This window comes from Cellulophaga sp. F20128, assembly GCF_023015805.1.
GTDB lineage: Bacteria > Bacteroidota > Bacteroidia > Flavobacteriales > Flavobacteriaceae > Cellulophaga.
Window position 1 is genome coordinate 12,238 of record NZ_JALKBA010000009.1, and the last position, 15,514, is coordinate 27,751.

The 15,514-nt window shown below is 35.0% G+C and carries 17 protein-coding genes; 11 read left to right on the forward strand and 6 right to left on the reverse strand.

What is annotated here, in order from left to right:
* Positions 1–4: 4 nt before the first annotated feature.
* Entirely contained in the window at positions 5–646 is a 642-nt protein-coding gene (locus MWU65_RS10150) for a CoA pyrophosphatase (RefSeq protein ID WP_247077597.1), read from the reverse strand.
* Between MWU65_RS10150 and MWU65_RS10155 the strand changes: the two genes are divergently transcribed.
* The gene (locus tag MWU65_RS10155) at positions 645–1,352 is read left to right on the forward strand and encodes a peptidylprolyl isomerase (RefSeq protein ID WP_247077600.1); all 708 of its coding nucleotides are present in this window, start codon (positions 645–647) and stop codon (positions 1,350–1,352) included. The genes MWU65_RS10150 and MWU65_RS10155 overlap by 2 nt on opposite strands.
* Before the next feature lie 184 nt (positions 1,353–1,536).
* On the opposite strand, the gene MWU65_RS10160 is transcribed toward MWU65_RS10155, so the two are convergent.
* Both MWU65_RS10160 and MWU65_RS10165 read right to left on the reverse strand, forming a co-directional pair.
* On the reverse strand, positions 1,537–2,148 hold the full coding sequence (locus tag MWU65_RS10160) for a trimeric intracellular cation channel family protein (protein WP_247077603.1): 612 nt from the start codon (positions 2,146–2,148) through the stop codon (positions 1,537–1,539).
* A gap of 3 nt (positions 2,149–2,151) precedes the next feature.
* Positions 2,152–2,868 carry an RDD family protein gene (locus tag MWU65_RS10165; RefSeq protein WP_247077606.1) on the reverse strand — a complete coding sequence of 239 codons (717 nt, stop codon included), beginning with the start codon at positions 2,866–2,868 and terminating at the stop codon, positions 2,152–2,154.
* A gap of 34 nt (positions 2,869–2,902) precedes the next feature.
* Between MWU65_RS10165 and MWU65_RS10170 the strand changes: the two genes are divergently transcribed.
* From MWU65_RS10170 to MWU65_RS10215, 10 genes are all read left to right on the forward strand, one after another.
* Complete coding sequence (locus MWU65_RS10170) at positions 2,903–3,865, forward strand: stage II sporulation protein M (RefSeq protein WP_247077609.1); 963 nt, start codon at positions 2,903–2,905, stop codon at positions 3,863–3,865.
* On the forward strand, positions 3,858–4,742 hold the full coding sequence (locus MWU65_RS10175; RefSeq protein WP_247077612.1) for a hypothetical protein: 885 nt from the start codon (positions 3,858–3,860) through the stop codon (positions 4,740–4,742). Before MWU65_RS10170 ends, MWU65_RS10175 begins: the two co-directional genes overlap by 8 nt.
* Position 4,743: 1 nt before the next feature.
* Positions 4,744–5,481 (forward strand): DUF4129 domain-containing protein, encoded by a 738-nt coding sequence (locus MWU65_RS10180; protein ID WP_247077614.1) that lies wholly within the window; start codon positions 4,744–4,746, stop codon positions 5,479–5,481.
* Positions 5,478–6,689: a DUF4350 domain-containing protein gene (locus MWU65_RS10185; protein ID WP_247077633.1), complete on the forward strand. Its 1,212-nt coding sequence runs from the start codon at positions 5,478–5,480 to the stop codon at positions 6,687–6,689. The genes MWU65_RS10180 and MWU65_RS10185 overlap by 4 nt, the downstream gene beginning before the upstream one ends.
* Positions 6,676–7,662, forward strand: a complete 987-nt coding sequence (locus MWU65_RS10190) for a MoxR family ATPase (protein ID WP_247077636.1) — start codon at positions 6,676–6,678, stop codon at positions 7,660–7,662. Before MWU65_RS10185 ends, MWU65_RS10190 begins: the two co-directional genes overlap by 14 nt.
* A 3-nt stretch (positions 7,663–7,665) precedes the next feature.
* Positions 7,666–8,997 carry a DUF58 domain-containing protein gene (locus MWU65_RS10195; protein WP_247077639.1) on the forward strand — a complete coding sequence of 444 codons (1,332 nt, stop codon included), beginning with the start codon at positions 7,666–7,668 and terminating at the stop codon, positions 8,995–8,997.
* Positions 8,998–9,005: 8 nt separating this feature from the next.
* Positions 9,006–9,680: a DNA alkylation repair protein gene (locus MWU65_RS10200; protein WP_247077641.1), complete on the forward strand. Its 675-nt coding sequence runs from the start codon at positions 9,006–9,008 to the stop codon at positions 9,678–9,680.
* A 42-nt stretch (positions 9,681–9,722) separates the two neighbouring features.
* The gene (locus MWU65_RS10205; protein WP_247077643.1) at positions 9,723–10,052 is read left to right on the forward strand and encodes a multidrug efflux SMR transporter; all 330 of its coding nucleotides are present in this window, start codon (positions 9,723–9,725) and stop codon (positions 10,050–10,052) included.
* A gap of 61 nt (positions 10,053–10,113) precedes the next feature.
* The gene (locus MWU65_RS10210; RefSeq protein ID WP_247077646.1) at positions 10,114–10,338 is read left to right on the forward strand and encodes a DUF2007 domain-containing protein; all 225 of its coding nucleotides are present in this window, start codon (positions 10,114–10,116) and stop codon (positions 10,336–10,338) included.
* Positions 10,339–11,118, forward strand: coding sequence for a helical backbone metal receptor (locus tag MWU65_RS10215; protein WP_247077648.1), 780 nt, complete (start codon positions 10,339–10,341; stop codon positions 11,116–11,118).
* Here MWU65_RS10215 and MWU65_RS10220 read toward each other — a convergent pair whose 3' ends face one another.
* The 3 genes from MWU65_RS10220 to yidC form a co-directional block, all read right to left on the reverse strand.
* A complete protein-coding gene (locus tag MWU65_RS10220; protein ID WP_247077650.1) occupies positions 11,119–12,060 on the reverse strand; it encodes a nitronate monooxygenase in 942 nt (313 codons plus the stop codon). It lies immediately after the preceding gene.
* A 16-nt stretch (positions 12,061–12,076) separates the two neighbouring features.
* Positions 12,077–13,267 (reverse strand): tRNA 2-thiouridine(34) synthase MnmA, encoded by a 1,191-nt coding sequence (gene mnmA / locus MWU65_RS10225; RefSeq protein ID WP_247077652.1) that lies wholly within the window; start codon positions 13,265–13,267, stop codon positions 12,077–12,079.
* Positions 13,268–13,620: 353 nt separating this feature from the next.
* On the reverse strand, positions 13,621–15,465 hold the full coding sequence (gene yidC, locus MWU65_RS10230; RefSeq protein WP_247077659.1) for a membrane protein insertase YidC: 1,845 nt from the start codon (positions 15,463–15,465) through the stop codon (positions 13,621–13,623).
* Between the last annotated feature and the right edge of the window lie 49 nt (positions 15,466–15,514).

Sequence of the window (15,514 nt, forward strand, 5' to 3'; positions counted from 1 at the left end):
ATACCTATAACAATTGTTTTAATAACTCTTTCAGTTCACTCATTATCATTGCTGTGGCGCCCCAAACAACGTAACCATTTAATTTAAAGGCTGGTACATCTATGTTTGTAGCATAAGATGTTGATAAATTTTTTATTATGATATTCTTATCATTCATAAAATCTAATAAGGGCACTTCTATTAAAGAAGCTACTTCTGCTTCTTCAATAACAAAAGGTAAGGGATTATGGTACAGCCCAAGGTATGGCTGAACTTCAAAATTGCTTGGGGGTATGTATATGGATGATAATTCACGTATTGTTTCTATGCTTTTTGAAGGCACCCCAACCTCTTCAAAAGTCTCTCTTAATGCGGTATCTAACAAATTTTTATCTATTTTTTCTACTTTACCACCTGGAAAACCAACTTGATTAGAATGCACACCTTTATACGTATTCCTAAGCATTAAAAGTAGCCTAACAACATTGTTTTTGTCAGGATAAAATAGCACCATAACGGCGGCTTTTTTCTTAACGAGTGTAGTGTTTTTAATTTTTCCCAACTCTTCAATGCGAATGGAAGGTGCCATTTTTATATGAGATTCTTCACCCAATAAAGGAAGATTCTTTATTTTTGAAATTCGTTTTGTAAAATCATCAAAATTCATGCATTCAAAGATACTATCTTACAGCCTATTATTTACTATTTTTTTCTGTATTGGTTGCTCTAATACACCAAAAAAGGACTTAAAGGCAGTCAAAAAAACAGTAGTCAAAAAAGACAGCATACAAATAGACGCAGAACCAGTAAAAAAAGAAAAATTTGTCCTCACTGAAGACAATGCCCTGGAGTTTTTCTTTAACTACAACAAAACCCTAACAGAGAGTATCGTTAAAATTACCACTAATTTAGGAAGCTTTACGCTACAACTGTACGATAATGTACCCTACCATAAAGCCAACTTTATTTATTTAACCAAAAAGGGTTATTTTAACGGCACTTATTTTCATAGGGTTGTTAAAAATTTTATTATTCAAGGTGGTAATTCGGACAGTAGGGAGGTTTCAAAGAAACGGAAAGAAATTGGGCGCTATTTACTTCCTCCAGATACTAGAAAAGGGCACAAACACCACAGAGGCACCATATCTATGCCTAGTAGTGAAAATGACAACCCTCATAAACTGGCATCCCCATATGAATTTTTTATTGTTGTTACCAATCCAGGCTCTTACCACTTAGATAAAGATTACACTCCCTTTGGAAAAGTAATTCAAGGAATGGACATAGTGGATTTAATTAACAATCAAGAGGTAGATGCTGGAGATTGGCCCATGCAAAATATCTATATCCTAAAAGCTGAAGTAATTAAGTAGTTAGTTGTTAGTTGTTAGTTGTTAGTTGTTAGTTGTTAGTTGTTAGTTGTTAGTTGAAATTACAATACTGGAGACCACAGCAACAATTAAACAAAAAACAAATCAACATATCTGATCAAAAAAGAATCAAGAGTCAGTACACAAGCCTTTTTGTCATTCGACTTTTTACTTTGGACTTTAGTCTTTAAACCTTTGCTTTATAAATATTTGGCAATGCAATTTTAAACTTGACCGCGAGCAATCTTATAACAATCACAACTAGTATACTTATAACATGTACATAGGTTGTCTGTATCGGAAATTTTATAAATAAAAAATAGCTAAATCCACCTAAAATACAAGCAGTTGCATACACTTCTCTTCTAAAAATCACAGGAATTTCGTTGCACAAAAGATCTCGAATTACACCACCAAAACATGCCGTAATTGTACCCAAAGCAACACATATTATTGGCAACAACCCTGCTTCTACCCCTTTTTCTACACCCACTAAGGTATACAAGCCAATACCAATAGTATCAAATAAAAACAAGGAAGTACGTATGTACTTAAGTTGTTTTCGCAATAGAATTGAGAGAACTACAGTTGTTATTATGGTAAAAATATACACCCATTCTCGCATCCATACTACTGGAGTGTCCCCTAACAAAACGTCCCTAAGCGTACCTCCACCTACCGCTGTAACAAATGCAATAATAAAAACACCAAACAAGTCTAGTTTTTTATCCATAGCAACTAAAACACCGGAAATAGCAAACGCTATTGTTCCTAAAATATCTATAATAAAATAAAACATGCGCTATAATTCTTGGGTATAATATATATAATCTTTAATGACAACACCAACAAACTCCAAAGGAGACTTATCGGTTACAATGCTTGTCACTTCCTTTATTTTCTCAGAAAGGGAGATAATTACCTTATGGTCTCCATTGACTCTTGCCGAACGGTATAACTCTTTAATGGTTTGCATTTCTGAATCACTAAAAACAGTAACTTGCGGGTAAGTAGGCTTATAATTTTCTGTTAAATTGGCCACCATTGTATCTTGCAATTTCACCTTTCTTTTTTCTGATATTACGGTTGTACCCGCAGCAATATCACCCAAACGCTGTCCGTTTCCTCTCAATAAAATAGTTAGAACTGCAATGCCTCCTGATGACAAAACCACATCTACTATGCGCATGATCCACCGAATAAAATAACTAGAAAAATTTGGGGTAGAACCATCTAACTTTACAACACGTATAGAAAGCAATGTTTTACCAACAGTTCTTCCGTTCATAAAGGTTTCTAGCAATACATAATACAAGAATGAAGGTAGCATAACTAATAAATACAATGACCACATATCTTTAAAATCGATATCCATATAAACCAACAACAAAATCATTAATATTGAATACACCCAAATAATAACACTGTCTATAATATAAGCCAGCATTCTATCACCCAAATGTGCAGCATTTTGATGAATGCTAATATTTTGAGCAGTTTCTATTTGAATTTCATTCATATTTTAGTTTCTTTGGTACAAATCTTAAAAGCTAATGCGTGAAGCAGCCTTTGTGAAGCAAAATAAAGACAAATGGACTACTTTTGAAAGTGTCCTTGCAAAGAAAACGGAAATTGATCCAAACAAATTGTCTGATTTGTACATTGAAATTACCGATCACCTTAGCTACGCAAAGACTTTCTACCCAAATAGCAATACTGCTTTTTTTCTAAATGCATTGGCTTCTGAAGCCCATCAAAAGATATATAAGACCAAAAAAGAGTCTAAAAACAGAATAATTACCTTTTGGAAAACCGAATTTCCTACTTTATTTTACCACCATCAACGTGAATTACTCATCGCATTTCTTGTTTTTGCGTTTTTTGCAGCCGTGGGCGCTTTTTCTGCAGCCAATGAGGGCGACTTTGTACGTTCATTTTTAGGTGATGGATATGTAAACATGACCTTAGAAAATATAGAAAAAGATGATCCTATGGCGGTTTACAAGCAGCAAGGAGAATTTCACATGTTTTTAGGCATTACAATAAACAACATAAAAGTGGCAATTATGGCATTTATTTATGGTATTTTGGTTGGCGTAGGTTCCTTGTTTATTATGATGCAGAACGGAATTATGCTGGGTAGTTTTCAATACATGTTCTATGAAAAAGGTTTATTGTGGGAATCTGCAAGAACCATTTGGATTCACGGCACTATAGAAATCTCCGTGATAATTATAGCGGGCTGTGCCGGCCTAGTATTGGCAAAAGGCATATTATTTCCTGGCACCTATACACGATTAGAATCTTTTAAACGAGGCGTTATTAATGGCTTAAAAATTATGCTATCAACTGTGCCATTTTTTATTATCGCCGGTTTTTTAGAAGGTTATATTACAAGACATACAGAAATGCCAGATTGGTTAGCCATTTTAATTATAACCAGTTCATTGGCACTCATTTTATTTTATTTCGTTATTTATCCACACAAACTAAACAAACAAAACACCCATGCTTAAGAAGAATTATATAGAGTTTAAAAAGAAACGAGAATTTGGAGAAATATTAGGGGATACTTTTGCATTCTTACGCACACAGTTTAAACCTTTTTTTAGCACCTTATTAAAAATTGCAGGCCCCTATATTTTCGCCTTTTTGGTAGCCTATGCATTTTATATGTATGCTTTTAATGGGGTCCTTAATTTCAATGTAGAACGTTCTAATGACATGTACAACCCAATCCTCATGGTTGTGGCTATGCTTTTCTTTTTTGTCACTTTAATTTTCTCTTATGCTATGGCGCAATCCGTGACGCTCCATTATATTAAAAACTATATTGAAAACAACGGAGAAACGAATTATTCACAAGTAAAATCTGAAGTATACACTAACTTTTGGAAATTTATTGGACTCACTCTTTTAGCAGGAATTTGCCTTGTTATAGGAACGATGATTTGCGTAATTCCAGGTATTTACTTGTTTGTACCCCTATCTCTTTCGTTTAGTATCTTAATCTTTAATAAAAAAAATGTCACAGATGCCTTTAGTGAGAGTTTTTCTTTAATTAAAGATTATTGGTGGATCACATTTGCTTACCTATTGGTGGTTTTCATTATTGTTATGGTCGCTGGTTGGGCCTTTAGTATTCCCTCTGTAATTTATACCTATGCCAAAATGGGAATATTTTCTGGAGAGATGGATCCTGAGAATATGATGAACAGTTTAACAGACCCAATTGCCCTTCTACTCAATGCCATAAGCACCCTGTTTCAATATTTATTAAATATAATATCTGTTGTTGCAAGTGTTATGATTTATTTTGATTTAAATGAGAAAAAAAATCTTACCGGTACTATGGAACGTATTCAAAACTTAGGAAATACTTCTAAATTGTAAAATGCAAAAGCTCCTTTTTTCTTTATTTATCTGTCTAACTTTTTCTATTTCTGCGTGGAGCTTTCAAGACTCCACTGCAGTAAGTTATGACAATACTCCTATTGAAATACAGAAAATAACCAAAGAAGATTTACAGTCATTCAAAGAAGATGCAAAGTACAATTATACCCTTGAAAAATCGGAGATTACATGGTGGCAAGATTTTAAAAATTGGTTATACTCCTACTGGTTGCGTTTTTTTCAATGGCTCTTGGGAGCCGAAAAAGGAGCCGGTTTTTTAACCGCCTTTTTGAGAGTACTGCCTTATGTACTTTTAGGCATTCTCATTTTTATTCTGATAAAGTTCTTTCTAAAAGCAAACATGCAAAACATTGCATTGTCCAAGAAAAACCAAAGTACGGTTGTTTTATCTGAAGAAGAACAAATTATAAAAAATGAAGATATTCAACAACTGATAAAAAACGCTATAGCTAACAAAAATTATAGGTTAGCCATACGCTATTATTATTTATTCATATTAAAAACACTTAGCGAAGAAGAACTTATAGATTGGCAATTGCAAAAAACAAATGCCGATTACGAGCAAGAATTAAAATCATCTGCACTTGCTACGCCTTTCCATACCATTACAAGATTGTATGATTATGTTTGGTACGGGGGCTTTACCATAGATGAGTTAAAATACAAAAAAGCAGCAGCCGAATTCGTTAAATTTCAAAACACAATATCCAAATCGTGATAAAAAAAGGAGGCATATATCTATTTCTTGCAGTATTTACCTTGGCCCTATTTATGCTCTTGGAGTATAATAAGCCCAAAGAGGTAAATTGGTTTCCTTCCTATGCAACGCATCATAAAATCCCCTATGGCACCAAAGTAATTAACACCATTATGGAGCAGCGCTTTGGAAGTAAAATGATTCCAGTTTTTAGACCTCCCTATGAATATCTGAAACAAAACGATTCCATTTCTGGCACCTATTTTCTTCTCAACAATGCCATGGAATTAGATAAAACAGAAACAGAAAAACTGCTAGATTGGACCGCCGAGGGAAATACGCTTTTTCTGGCAGGTTCTTCTTTTGGTCAATCCCTATCCGATGAATTAAACTTTGAAACAAAAACACTTTACAGTGGCGAATTAGAGCATAACTTTTATATGCACTTGGTGAATTCACGCTTAAAAACCGAGCATCCTGCTGTCTTTAGTAAAGACTTTAATGTTCCTTTTTTTAATGAAATTGACACTTTAAACACAACCGTTCTTGGGGTTATTGATTCTAACAAAGCCATCACCCTCCAAAATGCCAATATTATTAAGCAAGTGTATGGAAAAGGAACGGTTATACTTTATTTATTTCCAAAGGCGTTTACCAATTTTTTTATTTTAGAGAATGAGGTCAACACCAATTACACAGCTGGCGTACTATCCTATCTAGACCCTACAAAAAATATCTATGTAGACAATCACCATAAAACTGGCAAAACGTTTTACACCTCTCCTATGCGAATTTTTTTAAGTGCTAAAGAGTTAAAGTGGGCCTATTATATGGTATTACTCGGTGTGCTTTTTTATGTGTTTTTTGAAGGTAAAAGAAAACAACGCGCTATCCCCATTGTAATGCCTTTACAAAATCAGACTTTGGCATTTACACGTACCATTGCAGATATGTATTACGAAAAAAGTAGACAAAAAGAAATTGCAGAACATAAGGTTAATTTTTTCATGGAATATGTACGCTCCAAATTTCACGTAAATACCTTTGAAAAAAATGATGACTTTTATAGCAATATAGCTTCAAGGAGTTTTCATACCAAAGAAGAAGTAAAACAATTGTTTGCCTATTTGGAACAAATTACCAAGGCATCAGAAATATCTAACGAGCATCTTAAAAAACTAAACACGACTATAGAAGAATTTAAAGTAAAAGCAAATGGAAGAAAATAACGATATTAATTTTGACAACAGAATCCCATTAGAAGATTTAAAAAACGCAGTGAACACTATAAAAGCAGAACTTTCTAAAGTTATTATAGGGCAAGAGCGATTTGTAGAACTATTAATTGTAGCGCTTTTAGTAGACGGGCATGTTTTAATTGAAGGCGTTCCTGGTATCGCAAAAACAGTTACAGCCAAACTATTTGCCAAAACATTAAAGACTAATTTTAGTCGTATTCAATTTACACCAGATTTAATGCCAAGTGATATTTTGGGTACTTCTATTTTTAATGTAAAAACATCGGAATTTGAGTTTAAACAAGGTCCCATTTTTTCAAATATTATTCTAATCGACGAAATAAATCGGGCACCGGCAAAAACCCAAGCTGCCTTGTTTGAGATTATGGATGAGACCCAAGTAACCATGGATGGCACTACCTATCTCATGAAGGCTCCTTTTATGGTTTTGGCAACACAAAATCCTATTGAACAAGAAGGCACCTACGCCTTACCCGAAGCGCAATTAGACCGTTTCTTGTTTAAAATAAAAGTGCAATACCCAAGCCTTGAAGAGGAAGTTCAAATAATTACAACCCATCATGAGCGCAAAGGTATTAAACCACAAACGCTCATAAAGGATGTGCTTACCCCAACAAAACTCAAGGCATACAAACAAAAAATACAAGAGGTTGTCGTAGATGAAAAAATTATTCGGTACGTAGCCGAAATTATTTCCAAAACACGTAACCATCCGCATTTATACTTGGGCGGATCTCCAAGAGCTTCTATTGCCACTTTAAATTCTGCCAAGGCCTTTGCCGCTATTAACGGGAGAGATTTTGTAACCCCTGAAGATGTTAAAAAAGCATTGGAACCGGTATTAAACCACAGGGTAATACTGACCCCAGAACGAGAAATGGAAGGCATGACTACCGAAAGTGTTGTACGAATGATTATGGAATCTGTAGAAATACCAAGATAATACATGCGCTTTTTAAAATCGTTTTACATACACAATACTTTCTTTTGGTATATCGCTGTCTTAGCTGCCCTATTCATGACCTCGTATTGGGTAAAATGGCTGTATCCCATTGCTTGGGTGAGTACAATGGTTTTAATTGCTTTGTTTTTGTTTGACATCTATTTACTATATATTACAAAAAACGGAATAAAAGCCTCTCGTAGTTTACCACAAAAGCTATCAAATAGTGACCACAATCCAATTAAAATGGAGTTTAATACCTCCTACCCATTTAAAACCGGTATTGCTGTTGTTGAAGAATTGCCAGGTCAGTTTCAAAAAAGAGATTTTGAGTATATTTCCCATCTCACAAAAGGAATTCCTACTTTGTTTGAATATACCGTACGCCCTGTAGAGCGCGGAGAATATGTTTTTGGGAACTTAAATATTTATGCATCAACGCCCTTGCGAATTGTAAAACGCAGGTATTTGTTTCAAAAAAACCAAATGGTGCCTGTATACCCCTCCATCATACAAATGCAACAGTATGACTTTTTAGCGATCAGCAATAAATTGTCGGCCTTTGGTATGAAAAAAATTCGCCGTATAGGTCACACTCAAGAATTTGAGCAAATAAAAGAGTATGTACAGGGTGATGACTTTAGAACTATTAACTGGAAAGCTACCGCAAAGAACAGTCATTTGATGGTAAACCAATACCAAGATGAAAAATCGCAACCTATATACTCTATTATAGATACAGGACGCGTTATGAAAATGCCGTTTAACGGTTTAAAATTATTAGATTATGCTATTAATAGCACCTTGGCATTTTCTAATGTAGCTTTAAAAAAGAATGATAAGACCGGTATGGTTTCTTTCTCTAAAAACATAGAAACCTACTTGCCCGCCGTACAAAAACCAACTTATTTAAACACCATCTTAGAGAAACTGTATAATATTACCACGGAACATACCGATTCTGATTTTGGTCTGCTCTACGCCCACGTAAAACGTAAAATAAGCCATAGGAGTCTTTTACTACTCTATACCAATTTTGAGCACATCACCGCCATGCGCAGGCAATTGCCTTTTCTCTTGGCGCTTGCTAAAAAACACGTATTGGTGGTGATCTTTTTTGAAAACACAGAATTAGAAGCTCTTGTAAATACAGATACAGAAGACTTACAAGGTATTTACCACAAGACTATTGCTGAAAAATTTGTCATGGAAAAAAGACTGATGCAAAAAGAATTGCAGCAGTATGGCATCCAAACCATTTTAACAAAACCCGAACAGCTTACTATTAATACCATAAATAAGTATTTAGAAATAAAAGCTCGGGGTATATTATAGGCTGTTTTATGCATCAGAAATTCTATATTACCGAATTAGAATCTGAGTTCAAAAAAAATGGTGTTTCAGCAATAGCAGCTGAACAGAAAGCATATATGCGCAATCAATTTAACTTTTGTGGTCTTAAAACAGGCGAAAGAAGACAATTACAACGTCCCTTTTTAGTTGCCAAATATCTACCCATAAAAAAAGAACTACCTATCTTAATAAAAGCACTCTGGGAAAAACCAGAGCGAGATTTTCAGTTGTTTGGCCAAGAACTAGCATTTAAGTACATAACCCAATTAGAAAAAAATGATCTTACCCTTTTTGAATACATGATCACTCATAAATCATGGTGGGTTACCACAGATTTTATTTCGGTAAAACTAGTGGGAGCCTACTTTAAAAAATATCCAGAACTCAAAGAGGGAATTACGGATAAATGGGTAGCAACCAACGATATTTGGTTGCAACGATCTGCCCTACTTTTTCAATTAAAATACAAAGAAGAAATAGATACCAATCTCTTAAGCAAAACTATATATGCTTTGGTGGACTCTAAAGCATTTTTTATAAACAAAGCCATTGGTTGGGTTTTACGAGAATACAGTAGAACAAATCCCAATTGGGTCACTGCGTTTGCAGCGAAGACCCCATTGAGTAATTTAAGCAAAAAGGAAGCATTGCGATTATTAAATTAATACCTTTGCTGCTTCAGGTTACGATAACAAATACATCACAAAATGAAATGGATTTTATTGCTTATTGCGGGGCTTTTTGAAGTTGGTTTTGCAACCTGCCTGGGAAAAGCGAAAGAAGCCTCTGGAACAATAGCAACCTATTGGTATGGTGGCTTTCTAGTGTGTTTAGCTATTAGTATGTTTTTACTTGTAAAGGCTACTGAAGAGCTTCCTATTGGTACGGCATATGCGGTTTGGACAGGAATTGGAGCCATAGGAACGGTTCTGGTAGGAATTGTACTTTTTAAAGAACCAGCTGATTTCTGGCGATTGTTTTTTATAAGCACACTAATAGCTTCTATTATTGGTTTAAAAGTCGTTTCGCATTCATAAAAACCCTTTTTCTTCTTTTTTTTCACTATATTAATAGTGAGTAACAGTAAAAAATAATCGTATGAATTCTAATTATAAAAAAATATATAGTGGAGGTGCTACCGATGTACAATTAGTAGTGGCTAAACTACGGGCTATTGGTATAGTACCGATTGTAAAAGACGAAACAGAATCGGGCAGATTAGCTGGTTTTGGTTCTGCCTTTTTGGGAGAGCAAGAATTATTTGTACACAATGATGAAGTTGCCAAAGCTGAAAAAGTAATCGCTGAAATTAGCGCCACTTAAATGCTTGTAAAAGACCAAATGGGAAGGCAATTTGAACTTCCCAAAAAACCAACAAAAATTATTTCCTTAGTACCTTCACAAACCGAGCTTTTAGTTGACTTAGGTTTGGAGGATTCTATTGTTGGTGTAACTAAATTTTGTGTACACCCTAAGCACTTGCGCCTATCTAAAAAAGTTGTGGGAGGTACCAAAAATATTTCATTGGATACTATAAAAGCACTACAACCCGATATTATACTTTGTAATAAAGAAGAGAATACCAAGGAAATCGTTGAAGCATTAGAAAAACTTTTTCCTGTTCACGTTTCTGATATCTTTAATTTAGAAGACGCTCAAGAACTAATTATGCAATATGGTTCGCTCTTTGACCGTATTATGCGTGCTTCGAAAATATGCAGTATTATTACAAAGGAAGCGACTTCTTTCCGGGAATTCATCAAAGAAAAACCGAAGAAATCTGTTGCCTACTTTATTTGGAAAGACCCTTGGATGACTGTTGGGAGTGCTACTTTTATTGACTACCTGCTATCGGTAAACAATTTTACAAATGTTTTTGGAAATCAGACGCGTTATCCCGAACTAAGCTTAAAAGACCTACAAGATAAATCTCCAGAGGTAATTTTACTCTCCTCTGAACCCTATCCTTTTAAAGAAAAACATAGGGAAGCCTTAAAAAAACGAATTCCAAATGCCAAAATAATTTTGGTTGACGGCGAGTATTTTTCTTGGTATGGGAGCAGGTTACAATATGCTTTTTCTTATTTTAGAAGTCTTCATTAATTACAAATTAGCGACTTCTTTTTTAGCCAATTCAAATTCTTCCACCAATTCTTGAACGATAGCTGCTGCTGGCATTATTTTGTGAATTAAAGCAGAAACTTGTCCTATTTCCAATTCGCCTTCGATTAAATCCCCTTCAAACATACCGCGTTTGGCTCTTGCCCTACCCAGAAGTATTTTTAAATCTTCTGAAGTTGCGCAGTCTTGATAGGCTTGTTGTACATCTTGATAAAACTTATTTTTTAAGAGACGTACTGGTGCCAGTTCCTTTAAGGTTAATTGCGTATCGCCTTCTACCGCTTTTACAACCTGTTCCTTAAAAAGTTGATGGGAAGAGGCTTCATTACTAGCCACAAACCTGCTACCAACCTGTACCCCATCTGCTCCCAATATCATTACTGCTAGCATGGCTCTACCTGTGGCAATACCACCAGCGGCAATTAATGGAATACTTAGTTTTTCTTTTACAGCCGGAATCAAAGTAAGGGTCGTAGTCTCATCTCTTCCATTGTGCCCACCCGCTTCAAAACCTTCGGCAACCACAGCATCTACTCCCGCTTCTTCAGATTTTAAAGCAAATTTTAAGCTGCTTACTACATGTACAACTGTAATGCCATTTTTTTTGAGATAGCCCGTCCAAGTTTTAGGGTTCCCTGCTGATGTAAACACAATCTTTACCCCTTCTTGAATAATTATTTCTAGTAATTTATCTACATCTGGATAGAGCATGGGCACATTTACAGCAAAAGGTTTGTCTGTTGCCTGCTTGCACTTTATAAGGTGTTCTCTTAAAATCTCTGGATACATAGAACCTGCTCCAATTATTCCTAACCCCCCAGCATTAGAAACTGCAGACGCTAATTTCCATCCGCTTGCCCAAATCATTCCTGCCTGAATTATGGGGTATTGAATATTGAATAAAGTTGTGATTCTATTGTCCATACTTTTTCAGATTAGTTTATGAGATAACACCAGAACCAATTAATTCATCTTCCAAATACCAAGCTACAAATTGTCCTTCAGTGATGGCAGATTGCTCTTCCTCAAAATCTACATACATTCCTGCATCAACCTTATACAAGGTGGCTTTTTGCAAGGCTTGTCTGTAGCGAATCCGTGCCAAGACTTCCATAGATGCGTCTAGTTGTAAAGCTAAATCTGGACGTACCCAATGCAACTCTTCATTAGAAACAAAAAGTGTTCTACGGTAGAGTCCTGGATGATTTTTTCCTTGACCGGTGTAAATTACGTTTTCATGTACATCTGTATCAATGACAAACAAAGGCTCTTTGGTACCGCCCACTGCCAAACCTTTACGCTGACCCTTGGTAAAATAATGTGCACCTTGGTGCTCTCCTACTACTTTGCCATCTTCTATATGATACACGGGTTTTTTAGCAAAATAAGCCAATTCCGCAGTTTTGCTGTCAAAGGACGGAACGCTATTTTTATAGTGCTCAAATGTCCCAGGCACTTCTACAATAACCCCCTTTTTAGGTTTTAATTTTTGTTGAAGAAAATCTGGCAAACGCACCTTACCAATAAAACAAAGTCCTTGTGAATCTTTTTTATCCGCTGTAATTAAATCATTGGCTGTTGCTATTTTACGTACTTCCGGTTTTGTTAATTCTCCAATTGGAAACAATGTTTTAGACAACTGATCTTGTGACAACTGGCACAAGAAATAAGATTGGTCTTTATTCTGGTCATTGCCTGCCAAAAGTTGGTGAATTTCTGTACCATCTGGCTGCTTTATTGAAGTTTTCCTACAGTAATGCCCTGTTGCCACATAATCTGCCCCTAACTGCAAGGCAATCTTTAAAAAGACATCGAACTTAATCTCTCGGTTACAAAGTACATCGGGGTTTGGTGTTCTTCCTTTTTCATATTCATTAAACATATAGTCAACGATACGCTCCTTATACTCCACACTTAAATCGACCGTCTGAAAAGGGATTCCTAGTTTTTCTGCCACAATTAGCGCATCATTACTATCTTCTAACCAAGGACACTCATTAGATATAGTTACTGTATCATCGTGCCAATTCTTCATAAACAGTCCTATTACATCATAACCTTGCTCTTTTAAAAGATAGGCTGTAACGCTAGAATCTACTCCTCCAGAAAGTCCTACTACTACTTTTTTCATTCTATATTATGAGTTGCAAAAATACAAAAAACTAAAATGTTTTGTATTTCTATTTATTGTTGATATTATCCTAAAAATTGAACCGTTTATCGGTATTTTAATTTGTCTTGTAAAAGCATAAAAAATTACACATCAAAATGACATCCTTTAGCATACAAAATAACCCCTTTTACAACTTATGTTTTTTAAAACTCTTTATAGGCCGCATATTTGTAATCCCAAATGTTACCAAATTAACCTACTTATTGCTTGAAGCTCCCTAACCTACGGGAGCTTTTTTATTTTACAAATTATAGCAAAAAAAATCCTGCTTCAAATGAAGCAGGATTTTTTTATAGGATTGATAAAAAAATTTATTTTTTCTTCTGCTCTTCTGCTTGCTCCATCATTTCACGCATTTTCTTTTGAAACTTATTCTCTTTCTTAGGTTTCTTTTTATTTTCTTGTATTTGCGCATGTATCTTATCTTCGTCCAAGATAAATTTCTTAATGGCCAACATAATAAATATGGTAATTAAGTTAGACACAAAATAATACAAACTAAGTCCACTTGCATAACTATTAAAGAACACCAACATCATTAAAGGTGATAGATACAGGATAAATTTCATATTGGGCATCCCAGGCTGTTGTTGCATATTTTGTCCGGATGTCATCATCATATAAAAGAAGATGGCAATAGAGGCCAATATTGGAAACAAACTAACGTGATCTCCGTACAATGGAATATGAAAAGGTAATTGTGCTATAGTGTCATAGGATGATAAATCTTCTGCCCATAAAAATGGTTTCTGTCGCAATGCAAAGGAGGTTGGAAAAAACATAAACAAGGCGTAAAAAATGGGTAATTGCACTAAAGCTGGCAAACAACCACTCATGGGGCTTGCTCCTGCTTTATTGTACAACTTCATCGTTTCTTGTTGTTTTTTCATTGCATTGTCCTTATACTTCTCGGTTAACTCTGCAATTTCTGGTTTTAAAACCTTCATCTTGGCCTGAGACAAATAGGATTTATAAGTCACTGGAGACATAATCAAACGCACCAATATCGTCATCACAATAATAGCGATACCAAAGGGCAAAAATCCGCTTAAAAAAGAATAGGCTGGTGTAAATACATACCTATTAATAAATCCGAAAATTCCCCATCCGTACGGTATGGAATCCTCTAGCCCTAATTCCTTGTATTTAGACAATACAGCTATATCTGTTGGCCCATAATACCAGTTCATTGCATAAGAAAGCTCTCCTGCCGTTGTATTTAAAGGGATAATTGCTGTGTTCTCTTTTGTAAAGACAGTTTCAATACTTTCTTCCTCTACCAAGTTTTTAGAACTTAATTTCGCAGTTTCAAATGGGGTATTCGTTGCTAAAATGGAACTAAAAAAGTGTTGTCTGTACGATAACCACTTTACATCTACTTCCTCTTCTTCATCATCGCTACCTTCAGATAACTTACTAATATTACCATCGTCATGATTGTATGTTAAACGTGTATATCTGTTTTCATACTGTACACTTTTACTATGACGAATTCCTTTTTGTTGCCACTCTAAATTAATAGGCTTGTCACTATTTAATATACTGCTTAATCCTTGCGATCGAATGGTAAAATCTACCAAATAATCATCTGGCTTCATTTCATAACGATACTCTAGAAAGTTATTTTCAGATACTTTAGCCTTCATCGAAAGAATGGTATTTTGTCCATTGGATGAAACGGTAGGTTCAAAAAATAAATCCTTGGTATTTAAAACCCGATTATCTGAGGTAGAAAAACTTAACCCAAAAGTAGCATTGTTATCTTTAACCAAATGTACTGGCACGGAATCATAGGTTACAAAATTTTTCATTTTTGCCTCTACAATCTGTCCGCCTTTATTACTGATCACCAAATAAACAAGGTCATTTTCTAAGACGGTAGTACCTTCAGAAGCTGGTGTATATCCGAAAGCTCCGATAGTTCCTTTGTAATTTGCAACTGCGGTAGAGTCGTTAAGATTTAAGCTTGGAACTACAGCCTCTGTATTGGCAGATTGCTCTTGATTGGTAATTGAAGCTTCAATCTTTTCTTGCTCTGCTTTTTGAGCTTCTGCTTCTTCTGCTGTTGGCTGAGTGGTGTTGAACCACAAAATAAATAATCCAAAAATTAGTAAAAAACCAATTATCGTATTAACATCAAATTTCTTTTCTTCCATTATTGTATGTCAAAGATTTATGAGTAATACACAAATCTAATTTTTGTTA

Excerpts from the sequence above, each read along its gene's own strand:
- MWU65_RS10155 (WP_247077600.1), top strand. The coding sequence starts at position 645 with ATGCATTCAAAGATACTATCTTACAGCCTATTATTTACTATTTTTTTC.
- MWU65_RS10150 (WP_247077597.1), bottom strand. The coding sequence starts at position 646 with ATGAATTTTGATGATTTTACAAAACGAATTTCAAAAATAAAGAATCTT.
- MWU65_RS10160 (WP_247077603.1), bottom strand. The coding sequence starts at position 2,148 with ATGTTTTATTTTATTATAGATATTTTAGGAACAATAGCGTTTGCTATT.
- MWU65_RS10165 (WP_247077606.1), bottom strand. The coding sequence starts at position 2,868 with ATGAATGAAATTCAAATAGAAACTGCTCAAAATATTAGCATTCATCAA.
- MWU65_RS10170 (WP_247077609.1), top strand. The coding sequence starts at position 2,903 with ATGCGTGAAGCAGCCTTTGTGAAGCAAAATAAAGACAAATGGACTACT.
- MWU65_RS10175 (WP_247077612.1), top strand. The coding sequence starts at position 3,858 with ATGCTTAAGAAGAATTATATAGAGTTTAAAAAGAAACGAGAATTTGGA.
- MWU65_RS10180 (WP_247077614.1), top strand. The coding sequence starts at position 4,744 with ATGCAAAAGCTCCTTTTTTCTTTATTTATCTGTCTAACTTTTTCTATT.
- MWU65_RS10190 (WP_247077636.1), top strand. The coding sequence starts at position 6,676 with ATGGAAGAAAATAACGATATTAATTTTGACAACAGAATCCCATTAGAA.
- MWU65_RS10195 (WP_247077639.1), top strand. The coding sequence starts at position 7,666 with ATGCGCTTTTTAAAATCGTTTTACATACACAATACTTTCTTTTGGTAT.
- MWU65_RS10200 (WP_247077641.1), top strand. The coding sequence starts at position 9,006 with ATGCATCAGAAATTCTATATTACCGAATTAGAATCTGAGTTCAAAAAA.
- MWU65_RS10205 (WP_247077643.1), top strand. The coding sequence starts at position 9,723 with ATGAAATGGATTTTATTGCTTATTGCGGGGCTTTTTGAAGTTGGTTTT.
- MWU65_RS10210 (WP_247077646.1), top strand. The coding sequence starts at position 10,114 with ATGAATTCTAATTATAAAAAAATATATAGTGGAGGTGCTACCGATGTA.
- MWU65_RS10215 (WP_247077648.1), top strand. The coding sequence starts at position 10,339 with ATGCTTGTAAAAGACCAAATGGGAAGGCAATTTGAACTTCCCAAAAAA.
- MWU65_RS10220 (WP_247077650.1), bottom strand. The coding sequence starts at position 12,060 with ATGGACAATAGAATCACAACTTTATTCAATATTCAATACCCCATAATT.
- mnmA (WP_247077652.1), bottom strand. The coding sequence starts at position 13,267 with ATGAAAAAAGTAGTAGTAGGACTTTCTGGAGGAGTAGATTCTAGCGTT.
- yidC (WP_247077659.1), bottom strand. The coding sequence starts at position 15,465 with ATGGAAGAAAAGAAATTTGATGTTAATACGATAATTGGTTTTTTACTA.